Annotated in this window: 11 protein-coding genes; 6 read left to right on the forward strand and 5 right to left on the reverse strand. The window is 71.2% G+C overall.

Features of this window, described 5'->3' with window-relative positions:
- Positions 1–2: 2 nt before the first annotated feature.
- A complete protein-coding gene (locus tag F9C12_RS35530; RefSeq protein WP_409463356.1) occupies positions 3–635 on the reverse strand; it encodes a class I SAM-dependent methyltransferase in 633 nt (210 codons plus the stop codon).
- A gap of 58 nt (positions 636–693) precedes the next feature.
- Here F9C12_RS35530 and F9C12_RS35535 point away from each other — a divergent pair, with 58 nt between their 5' ends.
- Positions 694–1,431, forward strand: coding sequence for an SDR family oxidoreductase (locus tag F9C12_RS35535; protein ID WP_409186123.1), 738 nt, complete (start codon positions 694–696; stop codon positions 1,429–1,431).
- Here F9C12_RS35535 and F9C12_RS35540 read toward each other — a convergent pair.
- Positions 1,415–2,446, reverse strand: coding sequence for an SDR family oxidoreductase (locus tag F9C12_RS35540; RefSeq protein WP_409463357.1), 1,032 nt, complete (start codon positions 2,444–2,446; stop codon positions 1,415–1,417). The two genes, F9C12_RS35535 and F9C12_RS35540, sit on opposite strands and share 17 nt — an antisense overlap.
- A 71-nt stretch (positions 2,447–2,517) precedes the next feature.
- Between F9C12_RS35540 and F9C12_RS35545 the strand changes: the two genes are divergently transcribed.
- On the forward strand, positions 2,518–3,396 hold the full coding sequence (locus F9C12_RS35545; protein WP_409463358.1) for a LysR substrate-binding domain-containing protein: 879 nt from the start codon (positions 2,518–2,520) through the stop codon (positions 3,394–3,396).
- On the opposite strand, the gene F9C12_RS35550 is transcribed toward F9C12_RS35545, so the two are convergent.
- Entirely contained in the window at positions 3,393–4,862 is a 1,470-nt protein-coding gene (locus F9C12_RS35550) for an ABC transporter substrate-binding protein (RefSeq protein WP_409463359.1), read from the reverse strand. The genes F9C12_RS35545 and F9C12_RS35550 overlap by 4 nt on opposite strands.
- A 129-nt stretch (positions 4,863–4,991) precedes the next feature.
- Here F9C12_RS35550 and F9C12_RS35555 point away from each other — a divergent pair, with 129 nt between their 5' ends.
- Positions 4,992–6,296 carry an LVIVD repeat-containing protein gene (locus F9C12_RS35555; protein ID WP_409463360.1) on the forward strand — a complete coding sequence of 435 codons (1,305 nt, stop codon included), beginning with the start codon at positions 4,992–4,994 and terminating at the stop codon, positions 6,294–6,296.
- A 172-nt stretch (positions 6,297–6,468) separates the two neighbouring features.
- Here F9C12_RS35555 and F9C12_RS35560 read toward each other — a convergent pair whose 3' ends face one another.
- Entirely contained in the window at positions 6,469–7,401 is a 933-nt protein-coding gene (locus tag F9C12_RS35560) for a TetR/AcrR family transcriptional regulator C-terminal domain-containing protein (protein ID WP_409463361.1), read from the reverse strand.
- Positions 7,402–7,518: 117 nt separating this feature from the next.
- Between F9C12_RS35560 and F9C12_RS35565 the strand changes: the two genes are divergently transcribed.
- The 3 genes from F9C12_RS35565 (at position 7,519) to F9C12_RS35575 (ending at position 10,630) form a co-directional block, all read left to right on the forward strand.
- Positions 7,519–8,580 carry an FAD-dependent oxidoreductase gene (locus F9C12_RS35565; RefSeq protein WP_409463362.1) on the forward strand — a complete coding sequence of 354 codons (1,062 nt, stop codon included), beginning with the start codon at positions 7,519–7,521 and terminating at the stop codon, positions 8,578–8,580.
- Between the two features lie 99 nt (positions 8,581–8,679).
- Positions 8,680–9,642: an alpha/beta hydrolase fold domain-containing protein gene (locus F9C12_RS35570; RefSeq protein WP_409463363.1), complete on the forward strand. Its 963-nt coding sequence runs from the start codon at positions 8,680–8,682 to the stop codon at positions 9,640–9,642.
- Between the two features lie 22 nt (positions 9,643–9,664).
- Positions 9,665–10,630, forward strand: coding sequence for a helix-turn-helix domain-containing protein (locus F9C12_RS35575; RefSeq protein WP_409463364.1), 966 nt, complete (start codon positions 9,665–9,667; stop codon positions 10,628–10,630).
- Here the strand turns inward: F9C12_RS35575 and F9C12_RS35580 are convergent, their stop codons facing one another.
- Positions 10,631–13,228, reverse strand: coding sequence for a bifunctional FO biosynthesis protein CofGH (locus F9C12_RS35580; protein ID WP_409463365.1), 2,598 nt, complete (start codon positions 13,226–13,228; stop codon positions 10,631–10,633).
- Between the last annotated feature and the right edge of the window lie 2 nt (positions 13,229–13,230).

Here is a 13,230-nt window from a genome sequence, read left to right on the forward strand (position 1 = left end):
TTTCAGCGTCCGGCGACCAGCAGGTGGAACGCGCGCGGCCCGTCGCCGAGCCGGTCGTGGCGGCGAAGATCCAGCCCCGCGCCGGCGAGCGCGTTTTCGATCTCTTCCGGCGGGCGCAGCCGGAAGCCGTGGCCGGTGAACGGCAGGTCGCGCATCATCGCCGGGTCCCCGATGCCGACGACGAACCGGCCGCCGCCGGAGAGCGCCCGCGCGACCTCGGCGAACGCGGGTGCCAGGTCGGGAACGAAGTAGACCGTGTTGACGGTCAGCGCCGCGTCGACCGTCCCGTCTTCCAGCGGAAGATCGGCCATTCCGGCGTGGTGCAGGACCAGCCGTCCGGCGGCGAGGTTCTTCGGGAACTTCCGGCGCGCGCGGGCGAGCGCCGTTTCGGAGATTTCCGCGCCGTGCACGGTGCCGCCCTCGGTGGCCCGCAGCAGCAGGTCGAGCCCGAGGCCGCCGCCGAAACCCAGGTCCAGCGCGGTTTCGCCGCGACGGGTCTCCAGCGCCTCGACCGCTCCGGTGACCGGCCCGCGGTTGACGTTGTTGAGCAGCCGGACGACGGCTTGCCCGGCCCGGCCCCGCGGATGGCCCAGCTGCTTGGCGAATCCGGCGAGCACCGTGTCACGTGGTCCCATGAACCCAGTGTGCCGCGATATGGCACCGTGCGGGCGAACGGACTTTGAGGAGGCCGACATGGCGGAGAAGACTGCGGTGGTCACCGGGGCCGGTTCCGGGCTGGGCCGCCGGATCGCCGGGGCGCTGCTCGGCGCCGGTTACCGAGTCGCGCTCGCCGGACGGCGCGAGGACGCCTTGCGCGAGACGGCCGGTTCGGACGCGAACGCGCTGGTCGTGCCCACCGACGTCGCCGATCCGGCATCGGTGGAGGCGCTGTTCTCGGCCGTGCGAGACGAGTGGGGCCGGTTGGATCTGCTGGTGAACAACGCCGGGGTGTCGCTCGGCGGCACTGTCGCGGAGCTGTCCGTCGAGGACTGGCGGCGCACCGTCGACACGAACCTCACCGGCATGTTCCTGTGCGCGCAGCAGGCCGTGCGGCTGATGCGCGACCAGGACCCCCGTGGCGGCCGGATCATCAACAACGGCTCGATTTCCGCGCACGCGCCCCGCCCGGCGAGCGTCGCCTACACCGCCACCAAGCACGCCGTCACCGGCCTCACCCGGTCGATCTCGCTCGACGGCCGCGCCTGGAACGTCGCGTGCGGACAGATCGACATCGGCAACGCGGCCACCGAGATGACCGAGCGGATGGCCGCGGGCATCCCGCAGGCCGACGGACGGCTCCTGGCCGAACCGACCTTCGACGCGGGCCACGTCGCCGACGCGGTGCTCTACATGGCGGGGTTGCCGCTGGACGCCAACGTCCAGTTCCTCACCCTCACCGCCACCACGATGCCGTTCATCGGCCGGGGATGACCTTGTCCCGGCGGAACTCGTCGAACAGCCGGTAGAACATCTGCTCAGTGTCCACATAGGAGTGAAAACCGGCACGGCGCGACTTCGACGTGTCCGCGAACATGTCGTAGTCCCACGAGAACACGAAGTCGCCGAAGGCCCACGAAGAGACGTCGGCGTACGAAGCGGTGAGGCCGTGCTTCGCCGCCATCTCGTTCCACAGTGGTTCCTTGTCGGCCATCACTGTGCTCAGCGGCAGCTGTAGCGGCGGAGCGACTTCAAGGTCGAAGTACGCGGCTAGCTTCGGCCACAGCTCTCGCCAGCGGAAGAGGTCACCGTTGGCGATGTTGAACGCTTCGTTGCGACTAGACGTCGCGGCCCACACCGTGCCTTCGGCGAGCAACTGCGCGTCCGTCATCTCCAACAGGCTGTCGTACGCGCCGGGCTTGCCCGGAAACCGCAGCGGCAGGCCGAGTTCCTTGGAGATCGAGGCGTACACCGCGATCACGAGCGCGAGGTTCATCGGGTTGCCGAGCGTCGTCCCGCCGACCACGGACGGCCGGATCGCCGACCACGACCAGCCCCCGGCGGCGGCCCGGCGTTCCAGGAACTTCTGCTGGTCCACGTTGAACTCCGGCGGCATGTGCTGTCCGGCGTCAGCTTCGCGGGCGGGCGTTTTGAACGGGCCGAGATGCGCGCCGTAGACCTTGTAGCCCTGCATCAGGCTGACGTGCTCCAGCGGGCCTTCGTCGAGGCCGTTCACCAGGTTCTCCAGCATCGCCACGTTCGGCGGCACGAGTTCCGCCCACGTCGGCCGGTCCTGGTAGGCCGCGTAGAACAGGTGCGTCGCGCCGACGCCGGCCAGCGCCGCCCGGGTGCCGTCCGGGTCGAGCAAGTCGACGGCGAGGCTGCCCGGCCCGCCGCGCCGGGACAGCCCGAGCACCTCCCAGCCGTCGAGAGTCCGCAGGTGAGAGACGAGTTTCCGGCCGATGATCCCGTTGGCCCCGGCCACGAGGGCCACGCGTGTGCTGCTCATGTCTTCGATCCTGACCACGCGTGGGCGATGAGTCCAAGGCTTACTTCTCACCGCTTCGATAAGCTGGGTTTATGGCAAGTCTGCGGCAGCTCGAATACCTGGTGACCGTGGTCGACACCGGCTCGTTCACCCGGGCCGCCGAGCAGTTGCACGTGACGCAGCCCGCGCTGTCGCATCAGATGCGGGCGCTGGAGCACAGCGTCGGCGGGCCGTTGCTGGAACGGCTGCCGCGTTCGGTCCGGCTCACGCCGATGGGCCGCGCGATGCTGCCGCACGCCCGCGCCGCGCTCGCCGACGCCGAACGGGCCCGGTGCGCGGCCCGGCAGGCGTCCGGTCAGGTCGCCGGAGAGCTGCTGGTCGCGACGGTCTACTCGGTGAGCCTCGGCGTGCTGCCGCCCGCGCTCCGGGTATGGCGGCGCGAGCGGCCGGACGTCGACGTGCGGCTTTTCGAGTACCGCCACGCCGACGAACTGCGCGACGCGATGCTCGCCGGAGAAGCGGACCTCGCGATCGGTCCGCGTCCGGCCGGGTGGACTGGCCCGGTGCGCTCGCTGGGCACGGAAGAGTTCGTCGTCGTGCTCCCGGCGGACGGCGCGACGGAGTCCACTTCGGACGGTACGGTCGAGCTGGCCGAGCTTGCCGGCTGCGCGTGGGTGCATTACGCGCCGGGCCACGGGTTGGCGGAGCTTCTCGACGCGGCCTGTGCGGAAGCGGGCTTCCGGCCGAGGCCCGCGGTACGCACCGAACAGACCGCGGCCGCCCCGCTGCTCGCCGCGGCCGGATTGGGGCCCGCGCTGGTTCCGGCGAACGTGCTGCCCGCGGAGTTCAGCGGCCGGGTTTTGCGGCCCGGCAAGCCGATCCGCCGCGAGCTGGTCGCTTACGGCCGCAGCGAACCGGACCCGTTGACGGCGGCGTTCGCCGAGGTGCTGACCCGGCACGCGCGGGTCTAGTCGCGCAGCCGGGCTAGGTCGATTCCGGCGAACGGCGTCGGCACCGCGTCGTGAACCCGGGCGGACCAGACGGCGTGCCCGTGTCCGGTCCACAGTGGAATCGCCGGAAGATCCCGCAGGGCCTCGTTCTCCGCGACCCGGAACAGCTGGGCGGCTTCTTCCGGCGACGCGGTGGTTTCGGCGGACGCGAGGTCGGCGGCGAATCCGGCGTCGAGGTAACCGGCGGCATCGGCGAGCGTGTGGAGCAGGTCGGCCGGGCTCGGCGAGACGGCCTTGACCTCCAGCGCATACGGCCCGGTCGGCTTGCCTCCGGTCGCCTTGCGCTGTGCGGTGACCGGGATTCCGAGGCTCTTCGACAACCCCTCGGCCAATGCCTGCGGCCAAGTACCGTCGAAGCTCTCGTAGTACACCGAGGCGTCGCCGGTGAATCCTGCCTGGTTCAGCAGGGATCTGGCGGCCGCGCTGTCGAAAGTGCACGGACGGCAGGTGCCGGACCGTTCGCCGGGCGCGACCACCGGCGGCAGCAACCCCTTGGCCGCGTCCGCTTGATGCGCGAGCGGCCCGGATTCCAGCGCGGCACGGTCGGTGCCGAGCGCGAACGCATGCCGCACGGCCGGGTCCGCGAATCGGGTTGCCTCGGCGAAAAACACCAGGTAGCCGGCGCGGGGGAGCGCCCACATCGCGTGCCGGCCGGCGAAATCGGCGTGCATCGCCTCGTGCCGGTCGCCCGGGACGGCCGTCGCGACGTCGAGCTTGCCCTCCTTGACGTCGTCGTACTGCTGCGCCGGATCGCCGACGCGCAGCTCGATTTCCTTGGCCCGCCCCGGATCCGCCGCGACCCGGACGAGCTTGCCGCCGGACCCGGGCTGCCAGTCGCCCTCCAGCCGCAGCGGGCCGTTGCCGATCGGATGCCGGGCGAACCCGTTCCAGTCGCGGGATTTCAGCACCGACGCGGGCAGCGGCACGAGCCCGGGCGCGGACAGCCAGGCCGGCACCTGGTTGGAGGGCCGGTCGAGCACGATCCGCAGCTGGTTCGCGCCGACCGCGGTGATGTCCTTGGCCCGCAGCGATTTCGTCAGCACCGGGGTGCTGGCCCAGTGATGGCCGGCGATCGCCTTCCACGTGTCCACATAGGACTGCGCGGTGACCGGCGTGCCGTCGTGGAACTGCCCGGGACGCAACCGGACGGTCCAGGTCGCCTGGTCGGTGCTGCTGAGCGATTCGGCCGCGCGCGGGGTGACTTTCCCGCTGGCTGGATCGTAATCGGCGAGCGGAGTCCACAACGCGCCGGTGACCATCCGCCCGGACGGATCGGTGACGTCGGCGGGCAGCAGCGTGCCGGGTTCGCCGAGACCGACCGACAGCACCCCGGGCCGAGCGGGTCCGGCCGACGACGAACAGCCGGCGAGACCGGCCGCGAGCACTGCGGCGGCGAGCGTGAGCGGGACCAGCGGACGCGATCGCATGATGTCTTACTACCAGGTGGGAAGCAACGAAAGGCGGTTGTGCCCGGTTAGGGACCGGCTTAAAGTACTTCAGTCACACTGGGATCTCCGGGGAGGTTTCGCGTGCGCCGTCGGTGGATTCGTTCCGGAATGGCGCTGGCGGCCGCGGCCGCGACTCTCGTCGCCACCGGATTGCCCGCCGCGGCCTGCGAGGACGACAAGCCGGTCACCGAGGCGAAGCACTCCCTGGGCGACCCGGGCGCGATCAAGGGCGTACAGCCGATCGGCAACGTGCCCGACGCGCAAGGAGCCATTTCGGCGAATTTCCTCAGCTACGGCAAGCGGGACGTGATGGTCGTGTCGGGCCAGTTCGGCCTGAAGGTCTACGACCTCACCGGCGATCCGGCGAAGCCGCGCGCGATCGGCGAACTGGGCCTGCCCGGGCTGTGGGAAACCGAGGACACCGAGGTCGACGCGAAACGCAAGCTCGTGTTCCTCTCCCGCGACCCGCGCGCGTTCAAGGGCAACACGCACACCGGCGAGTCCGGCATCTACGTGGTCGACGTGGCGCGTCCGGAGAAACCGGAGATCCTCAGCTACGTCAAGGTTCCCGCGGGCCACACCACCAGCTGCGTCGACGACTGCCGCTACCTCTGGACCGGCGGCCCGGCGAAGGCCGACGACCAGCCCGCGGACTGGGGCGGCCGGCCGATCTGGGTCACCGACGTGCGCGACCCGCGCGAGCCGAAGGTGCACCCGGACCCGATCGAACTCGCCCGCAACGACGGCAAAACCGACTACGTGCACGACGTTCAGGTGGACCGGATGGGCGTCGCGTGGGTGTCGGGCAAGGGCGGGGTGCGCGGCTACTGGACGTCCGGCCTCCACCGCGACCCGGTGCAGAACCGCTACCGCTGGGCGAGCGCGCTCAAGCCGGTGCCGTACGCGGGCGGCGGAGTGTCGGAAACCGCCGCGCCGTCGAAGTTCCTGCACAACAGCTTCCACCCGGTCGGCCCCTGGGCCGACGGCGCCTGGCGCGGCCACGACCTCGTGTACGCCACCGAAGAAAGCTTCCTCCCCGGCTGCGCGGGCGACGGCGTGCTGACGATCTCGTCGCTGGAGGGCTCGTACCAGGGCGAGGGCTGGCGGTCGACGCCGGAGAAACCGTTCCGGATGCGCAGCGTCGGCACCTGGAGCGTCGCCGGGCAGGAAGGCAGCGACCCGGTGTCGGAGGACTGCTCGGCGCACTACTTCGACCTGCGCGGACACGTGCTGGCCCAGTCGTTCTACTCGCAGGGCACCCGGTTCCTGGACGTGAGCGACCCGACGAACCCGACGCAGATCGCGTACTTCCGCCCCGCGGACGCGGCTTCGTGGGCACCGTACTGGCACGACGGGTACGTGTACGTGGCGGACCGCAACCGCGGGATCGACATCCTGCGGCTCGGGGACTAGCGGCCGGCCAGTTCGCGGAGGAACTGCCTCGCGGAGAAGGTGACCGGGTTTCCGGAGAATTCGTTGTCGGGGGCAGACGTACAGCAGCACCCGGGCGTCCGGTGCGTCGCCGGGAGCCTCGCCGAGCAGGCGGGCCACCCGCTGCGGATCGCGGGGACCAGGCGGATGCGGTTCACACCGGTTGATCCTGCCGCCCGGAGACCGCCCCGCCAACCGGATATCGGACGGCCAGCCCGTCCAGCAGCGCTTGCAGCCCGACCTCGAAAAGCCGGTCCAGGTCGAGGTCGTACCCCTCGGCGAGATCCGCCACCATCCGCGCCAGCACCGGATACCGCCCCGACCCGGTCAACGCCGCGTATCCCCGCGCCTGCGTCTCCATCCACTGGTCCTCGGTGATCCCGCTCGCGCCCATCGCGTGCCGCTCCCGTTCCAGGTTGATCGCCGTGCCCTGAATGTGGTTGTAGAACAACACATTCAGATCGCACAGGTCAGCCGAGCTCAGCCCGAACACCGACAACGCGGCCAGCGCGCGTTCGTTGTGCGCCGCCAGGTTCGGCAGCGGCCAAGGCCGGGTGAGCGGCACCAGATGCGCCAGCCACGGATGCCGCCGGTGCACTGACCACAGCGTGCGCGCCGTCAGCTCCAGCTGCGCCCGCCACCCCTCCGGTTCCCGCGCCGGGTAACCGGTTTCGCCGTAAACCTTGTCCGCCATCAGGAAAATCAGTTCGTCCTTTCCGGACAGATAGCGGTACGGAGCCATCGCCGGAACACCCAACCGCGCGGCGAGCCCGCGCATCGAGAGTGCCGAGACCCCTTCCGCGTCGGCGATCGCGATTGCCGTGCGTACCAACAGATCCCGGGTCAGCGCTGGACGCTTCGACCCAGTCTCGGCGGGCTGACCGGCGACGACATGGCCCGATCTCGGTTCAGCACGCACCACGCCTTCCCGGCGCAACACGTCGAGCGCCTTGGCCGCGGTGGCGTTCGCGACCCCATGCGCCGAAGCCAGCTGACGCGTCGAAGGCACCTTCGCGCCCGGCGGCAACTGCGAGATCTCTTCGCGCAGCGCGGCGGCGATGCGGAGGTACGGCGGTTCGGTCGGCATCGGGGTCCTGTCTGTACTAGGTCAGCGGGTCGTCTGTACTAGGTCAGTTTTGGCGGCAGAAGCCAGGTCAGGGCAGGTTCGTCCGGGTAATGCTGCACCGTACTGAGGGGTGAGGACATGCCGGAAGCACTGGTTTGCGGCGCGGGAATCGCTGGATGCGCGTCGGCCTACTGGCTGCGCCGCAGTGGCTACGACGTGACGGTCGTGGAGCGCGCGGACGGGTTGCGCCGCGGAGGCCAGGCGGTGGACATCCGCGGGGTCGCGCTGGAGGTCGTCGAGCGGATGGGCTTGGGGGAGCAGGTCCGGGCCGCCCGGACGCGGATGCGCGGGATGTCGATGCTCGACGCGTCCGGCAACGAGGTGTTCCGTTCCGAGGAGCGCACCTTCAGCAGCGGCCGGCTCGACAGCGCGGACATCGAGATCCTCCGCGACGACCTGGTGGAGCTGCTGCACGGCGCGGCCGACGTCGAGTTCCGCTTCGGCGACGAGATCACCGCGCTCGACGCCGGATCCGGCCGGGTCGAGTTCGCCGCGGCCGCACCGCGCACGTTCGACCTGATCGTAGGCGCGGACGGCGCGCATTCGGCGGTCCGGCGGCTCGCGTTCGGCCCGGAAGACCAGTTCCGCCGCTACCTCGGCCAGTACCTGGCGATCTTCCCGGCGCCCAACACCGTCGGCCTCGAAGACTGGCAGATCTGGTTCCAGGGCGAGGGCGTCGGCGGCGCGGTCTACCCGGTGCCGGGCAACGAGGAGATCCGCGTGACGCTCGGCTTCGGCGAACCGGAGTACCGCGAGATCCGGGACGTCGCGGAGCAGAAGAAGCTCGTCGCGGAACGCCTGAGCGAGGTCGGCGGTCCGGTTCCGGACCTGGTCAAAGCCATGGAAGACACGGAGACGTTCTTCTTCGACGCGATGCTGCAGATCCGCCTCGACCGCTGGACGACCGGCCGCGTCGCGCTGGTCGGCGACGCCGGGTACTGCGCGTCCGTGCTGTCCGGACAGGGCACGAGCCTCGCCTTGGTCGGCGCGTACGTCCTGGCCGACGGCATCGCGGACTACGAGACCCGGATGCGCCCGTTCGCCGAGCTGAACCAGGCGCTGGCCACGGAAAACGCCGCCGGGCCCGCGTCGGAGGAATCCGTCGAGCGCGCGAAGAACGCGATCAGCCTGAGCCGGTGACCCGCCGCCTGGCGGGAGATTCCCGCCGTCCGGCTGGCCCGGTCCGGCTCCCGGGCGGCAAGGATGGGTCCGGTACCCGATCCCTTGGAGGCCCCCGCGATGACCGCCTACCCGCCGCTCCCGTTCGACCCCGAGCTCGCCGCGGCGCTCGAGGTGCTCGCGGCCGAACGTCCGCCGATCAAGACGCTCGAGTCGATCCCGGCGGTGCGCGCGGCCGCGGCGAAGCGGCAGATTCCGCTGGACGAGATCACCGCCGACGGCGCCCTCGAAGTGTCCGAAACGGACGCCGAAGGCCCGCGCGGCCCGATCCCGCTGATCGTCGCGCGGCCGGCCGGGGCGGTCGACGTCCCGGTGCTGTACTGGCTGCACGGCGGCGGCATGATCATCGGCGGCCACAAAGGCGGCGACCTGTACTTCCTCAAGGAGTACGCGGCCGAACTGGGCCTCGGCTTCGTCTGCGTCGACTATCGGGTCGCGCCCGAACATCCGCATCCGGCCCCGGTCGAGGACTGCTACGCCGGCCTGGAATGGACGGTCAAGCACGCCGCCGAGTACGGCTTCGACGCCTCCCGGGTCGTGATCGGCGGGGCGAGCGCGGGCGGCGGGCTCGCGGCCGCGACGGCGCTGCTCGCCCGGGACCAGGGCGGTCCGGAACTGCTCGGCCAGCTGCTCGTGTACCCGATGCTCGACGACCGCAACGACTCCCCGTCGGCGATCCAGATGGCGGAGATGGGCAGCTGGGACCGCACGGCGAACAACGTCGGCTGGACCGCGCTGCTCGGCGACGCCCGCGGCGGCCCGGACGTGTCGCCGTACGCCGCGCCCGCCCGCGCCGAAGACCTGTCCGGCCTCCCGCCGGCGTTCCTCGACGTCGGCAGCACCGAGACCTTCCGCGACGAGGTCATCGCCTACGCGAACCGGCTGTGGCTGTCCGGGGTGCAGGCGGAACTGCACGTCTGGCCCGGCGCGTTTCACGGCTTCGACGGCTCGGCCCCGCAGGCGGCGCTTTCGCAGCAGGCGCGCGCCGCGCGGACGCCGTGGCTGCGGCGGCTGCTCGGCTGAACCGGCGAGCGATGATGGACCGATGAGGGAGCTGGTCACGCGTCTGAGCGCGCTCGATCCCGGCGCGGCCGAGACGGTCAAGGTCATCGCGTATTTCGACCGGCTGGTCGAGGGCCGCGCCGGGCTGGAGCCGATCGTGCGCGGGGCGGCGGTGCTGTCCGGCTGTCCCGTGCGGCTGGCCGACGACGAACGCCGGGTGCGCGTCCGCGTCGAACCGGACGGGCGCGTGGTGCCGCCGGCCGAGCCGCCCGATCCGGAATGGCCGTCGGCTCCGGTGCGTCCGGACGGACCGGTCGCGCTGTGGCTGGAACGGCCTGGTCCGGCGAGTCCGGTGGACGCGATGGTGCTGGAGCGCGCGTCCGCGGCGGCGCGAGCGGTGCTGGACCGCACGCGCGGCCGGGTCGTCGATCCGGCGTCGGTCGAAGTGGTGCTCGACGCGTCCGCCGACGAGCGGACCCGGCTCCGCGCCGCACATCGCCTTGGCCTCGGCACGACCGCGCGCGCCGTGGTGACCGACGCGGTCCCGCTGGTCGTCCCTCCACAATGGACTCCGCCGGAACGCGCCAGGGTCGGCCTGGGCGCCGTCGTGCACCTGGTCGACTTACCGCTGTCTGGCGCGCAAGCCCGGACCGCCTTCCGGTTCACCGCGACCGAAGACGACCCCGGACCGTCCGTTGTGGACTACGCGGAACTCGGCGGGCTGGCCGTCCTCGCCGACGCGGTCGGACCCCGCAGCGAACCGGTCGCGGACGTCACAACCTTGGAGAACGCCCGCACGGCGGCCCCGTGGGTACTGCCCACGCTGGTCGCCGTAGCGGGCGCTCCGAGTCTGCGGGCCGCCGCGAACACGCTGGTCGTGCACCATTCGACCCTGCAGGAGCGCCTGGCCCACGCCGAAGCGCTGCTCGGCTGGCCAGTGCGCGATCCCGCGGGCCGGTTGCGGTTGCAGCTGGCTATCGCGCTGTGGCGGCTGCACCGCACCGGGTGATCACGGCGTGAGCAGCGGCAGCAACGGCTTCCGCACCGCCGTCGCGACGCCGTCCGACGCCTGCGCCGCGGCGATCCGCTCGGCGCTCGGCGTGCCGTAGGACGTGGTCCGCTGCCGCAGCGGACGGCCGAGCGGCTCGACCATCGCGCGCATGTCGCTGATCGTCTTGTACGACCCGTTGGCCGCGCCCGCCATCCGGCTGATCGTCTCCTCCATCAGCGTGCCGCCGATGTCGTTGACCCCGCCCTGCAGCACCGCCCGGCTGCCCTCCTCGCCGAGCTTCACCCAGGAGCTCTGGATGTTGTCGAAGGTGCCGTGCAACAGCAGCCGGGACAGCGCGTGCACCGCCCGGTTCTCGCGCAGCGTCGTGCCCGCGCGGGCGAGCCCGGCCAGGTAGATCGGCGAGCTCTGGTGGATGAACGGCAGCAGCACGAACTCGCTGAACCCGCGCCGCCCGTTGCGTTCCACGCCCTCGCGCTGCAGTTTGGCCAGCAGCTTCAGGTGGCCGACCCAGTGGCCCGGGTTGTCCACGTGGCCGTACATCATCGTCGCCGTGGTCGGCAGCCCGATGTCGTGCGCGGTGGTGACCACCTCGATCCACGCGTCCGTCGGCAGCTTGCCCTTGGTGAGCACCCACCGGACGTCGTCGTCGAGGATTTCCGCCGCGGTGCCCGGGAGCGAGTCCACTCCGGACTCCTTCGCCCGGATCAGGAAGTCGCGAATGGACAGATTGGTCCGCGACGCGCCGTTCACGACCTCCATCGGGCTGAACGAGTGCAGGTGGATGTCCGGCTGCCGCCGCTTCACCTCGGCCGCGAGGTCGAAGTACGCGGTGCCCGGCAGGTCCGGGTGGATCCCGCCCTGCATGCAGATCTCGGTCGCGCCCGCGGCCCACGCCTCGTCGACCCGGTCGCCGACCTGCTCCAGCGACAGCGTGTACGCGTCCGCGTCGGTCTTCCGCTGCGCAAAGGCGCAGAACCGGCAGCCGGTGTAGCAGACGTTGGTGAAGTTGATGTTCCGCGTGACCACGAAGGTGATGTCGTCCCCGACCACCTCGCGCCGCAGGTCGTCGGCCAGCTTCGTGAGCGCGTCCAGCTCCGGCCCGTCGGCGTGCAGCAGGGCGAGCGCGGCGTCGTCGGACAGCCCGGCGGGGTCCTTTTCCGCACTGCGCAACGCGTCCCGGATGTCGGTGTCGAACCGCTGCGGACCGGTCTTGATCTTGCGGCCGATTTCCTTCCAGTCGCCGTAGACCGAATCGAAGTCGCCGCGCCGGTCCTCGGTGCGGCCGGTGGTGTCGATCTCGGTGTGCAGGTCGGTGCGGCCCGACTCCTGCCAGCCGCCGTCCGGCTCCTGCCACGGGATCCCGACCGGCTTCGCGCCGTCGCGGGCCAGCCCGGTTTCGCCGTCGACCAGGGCCGCGACGTGCCGGGTGACGCGCGGGTCGAGCCACGGCTGGCCGCGCTTGACGTACTCCGGGTAGATGGTCAGCCGCTCGCGCAGCGCGAACCCGGCCTTCTCGGTCTGCCGGGCCAGCAGGTCGATCTGCGGCCACGCGCGTTCCGGGTTGACGTGGTCCGGGGTCAGCGGCGAAACGCCGCCCCAGTCGTCGATGCCCGCGCGGATCATCAGGTCGTACTGGTCGCCGATGAGGTTCGGCGGGGCCTGGATGCGCATCCGCGGACCGAGCACGAGCCGCGCCACGGCGATGTTCGCGGCCAGTTCCTCGAGGTCGGCGTCCGGGGTCGCGCGCATCTTCGTGTCCGGCTTGGCCCGGAAGTTCTGCACGATGACTTCCTGGATGCCGCCGTACTCGCGCGCGGTCTTGCGGATCGCGAACAGCGCGTCGGCGCGTTCTTCGTGCGTCTCGCCGATCCCGATCAGCACGCCGGTGGTGAACGGCACCGAACTGCGCCCGGCGTCCTCCAGCACGCGCAGCCGGACCTCGGGGTCCTTGTCCGGCGAACCGTAATGCGGCCCGCCCTTCTCGCTCCACAGCCGGCGCGCGGTGGTCTCCAGCATCATGCCCATCGACGGCGCGACCGGCTTGAGCCGCTGGAAGTCCTGCCAGCTCAGGACCCCCGGGTTGAGGTGCGGCAGCAGACCGGTCTCCTCGAGCACCCGGATCGCCATCGCGCGGACGTAGGACAGCGTGTCGTCGTAGCCGTGCGCGTCCAGCCATTCGCGCGCGGCCTTCCAGCGGTCCTCCGGCCGGTCGCCGAGCGTGAACAGGGCTTCTTTGCAGCCCATCTCCGCGCCCTTGCGGGCGATGTCGAGCACCTCGTCCGGCGACAGGAACGGCGATTCGAGCCTGCCCGGGACGGTGACGAAGGTGCAGTAGCCGCACCGGTCCCGGCACAGCCGGGTCAGCGGGATGAACACCTTGCGGCTGTAGGTGATGATCCCCGCGCGACCGGCTTCTTCGAGGCCCGCGTCGCGGATGCGGGAAGCGTGTTCGGACAACGTTTTGAGGTCGTCGCCGCGCGCGTGCAGCAGCACGGCCGCCTCGGCGACGTCGAGCGTTTTCCCGTCTCGCGCCCGCGCGAGCGCACGGCGCATGGCGGACGGGGTGGGCGTGGTCACGCCAGCTTCGGGCTCCATTC

This window comes from Amycolatopsis sp. GA6-003, from assembly GCF_046267895.1.
Classification (GTDB): Bacteria; Actinomycetota; Actinomycetes; order Mycobacteriales; family Pseudonocardiaceae; genus Amycolatopsis.

Coding starts and splice junctions, on each gene's coding strand:
- F9C12_RS35545 (WP_409463358.1), top strand. CDS start 2,518: ATGGCAAGTCTGCGGCAGCTCGAATACCTGGTGACCGTGGTCGACACC.
- F9C12_RS35570 (WP_409463363.1), top strand. CDS start 8,680: ATGACCGCCTACCCGCCGCTCCCGTTCGACCCCGAGCTCGCCGCGGCG.
- F9C12_RS35560 (WP_409463361.1), bottom strand. CDS start 7,401: ATGCCGACCGAACCGCCGTACCTCCGCATCGCCGCCGCGCTGCGCGAA.
- F9C12_RS35580 (WP_409463365.1), bottom strand. CDS start 13,228: ATGGAGCCCGAAGCTGGCGTGACCACGCCCACCCCGTCCGCCATGCGC.
- F9C12_RS35555 (WP_409463360.1), top strand. CDS start 4,992: ATGGCGCTGGCGGCCGCGGCCGCGACTCTCGTCGCCACCGGATTGCCC.
- F9C12_RS35575 (WP_409463364.1), top strand. CDS start 9,665: ATGAGGGAGCTGGTCACGCGTCTGAGCGCGCTCGATCCCGGCGCGGCC.
- F9C12_RS35550 (WP_409463359.1), bottom strand. CDS start 4,862: ATGCGATCGCGTCCGCTGGTCCCGCTCACGCTCGCCGCCGCAGTGCTC.
- F9C12_RS35530 (WP_409463356.1), bottom strand. CDS start 635: ATGGGACCACGTGACACGGTGCTCGCCGGATTCGCCAAGCAGCTGGGC.
- F9C12_RS35535 (WP_409186123.1), top strand. CDS start 694: ATGGCGGAGAAGACTGCGGTGGTCACCGGGGCCGGTTCCGGGCTGGGC.
- F9C12_RS35565 (WP_409463362.1), top strand. CDS start 7,519: ATGCCGGAAGCACTGGTTTGCGGCGCGGGAATCGCTGGATGCGCGTCG.
- F9C12_RS35540 (WP_409463357.1), bottom strand. CDS start 2,446: ATGAGCAGCACACGCGTGGCCCTCGTGGCCGGGGCCAACGGGATCATC.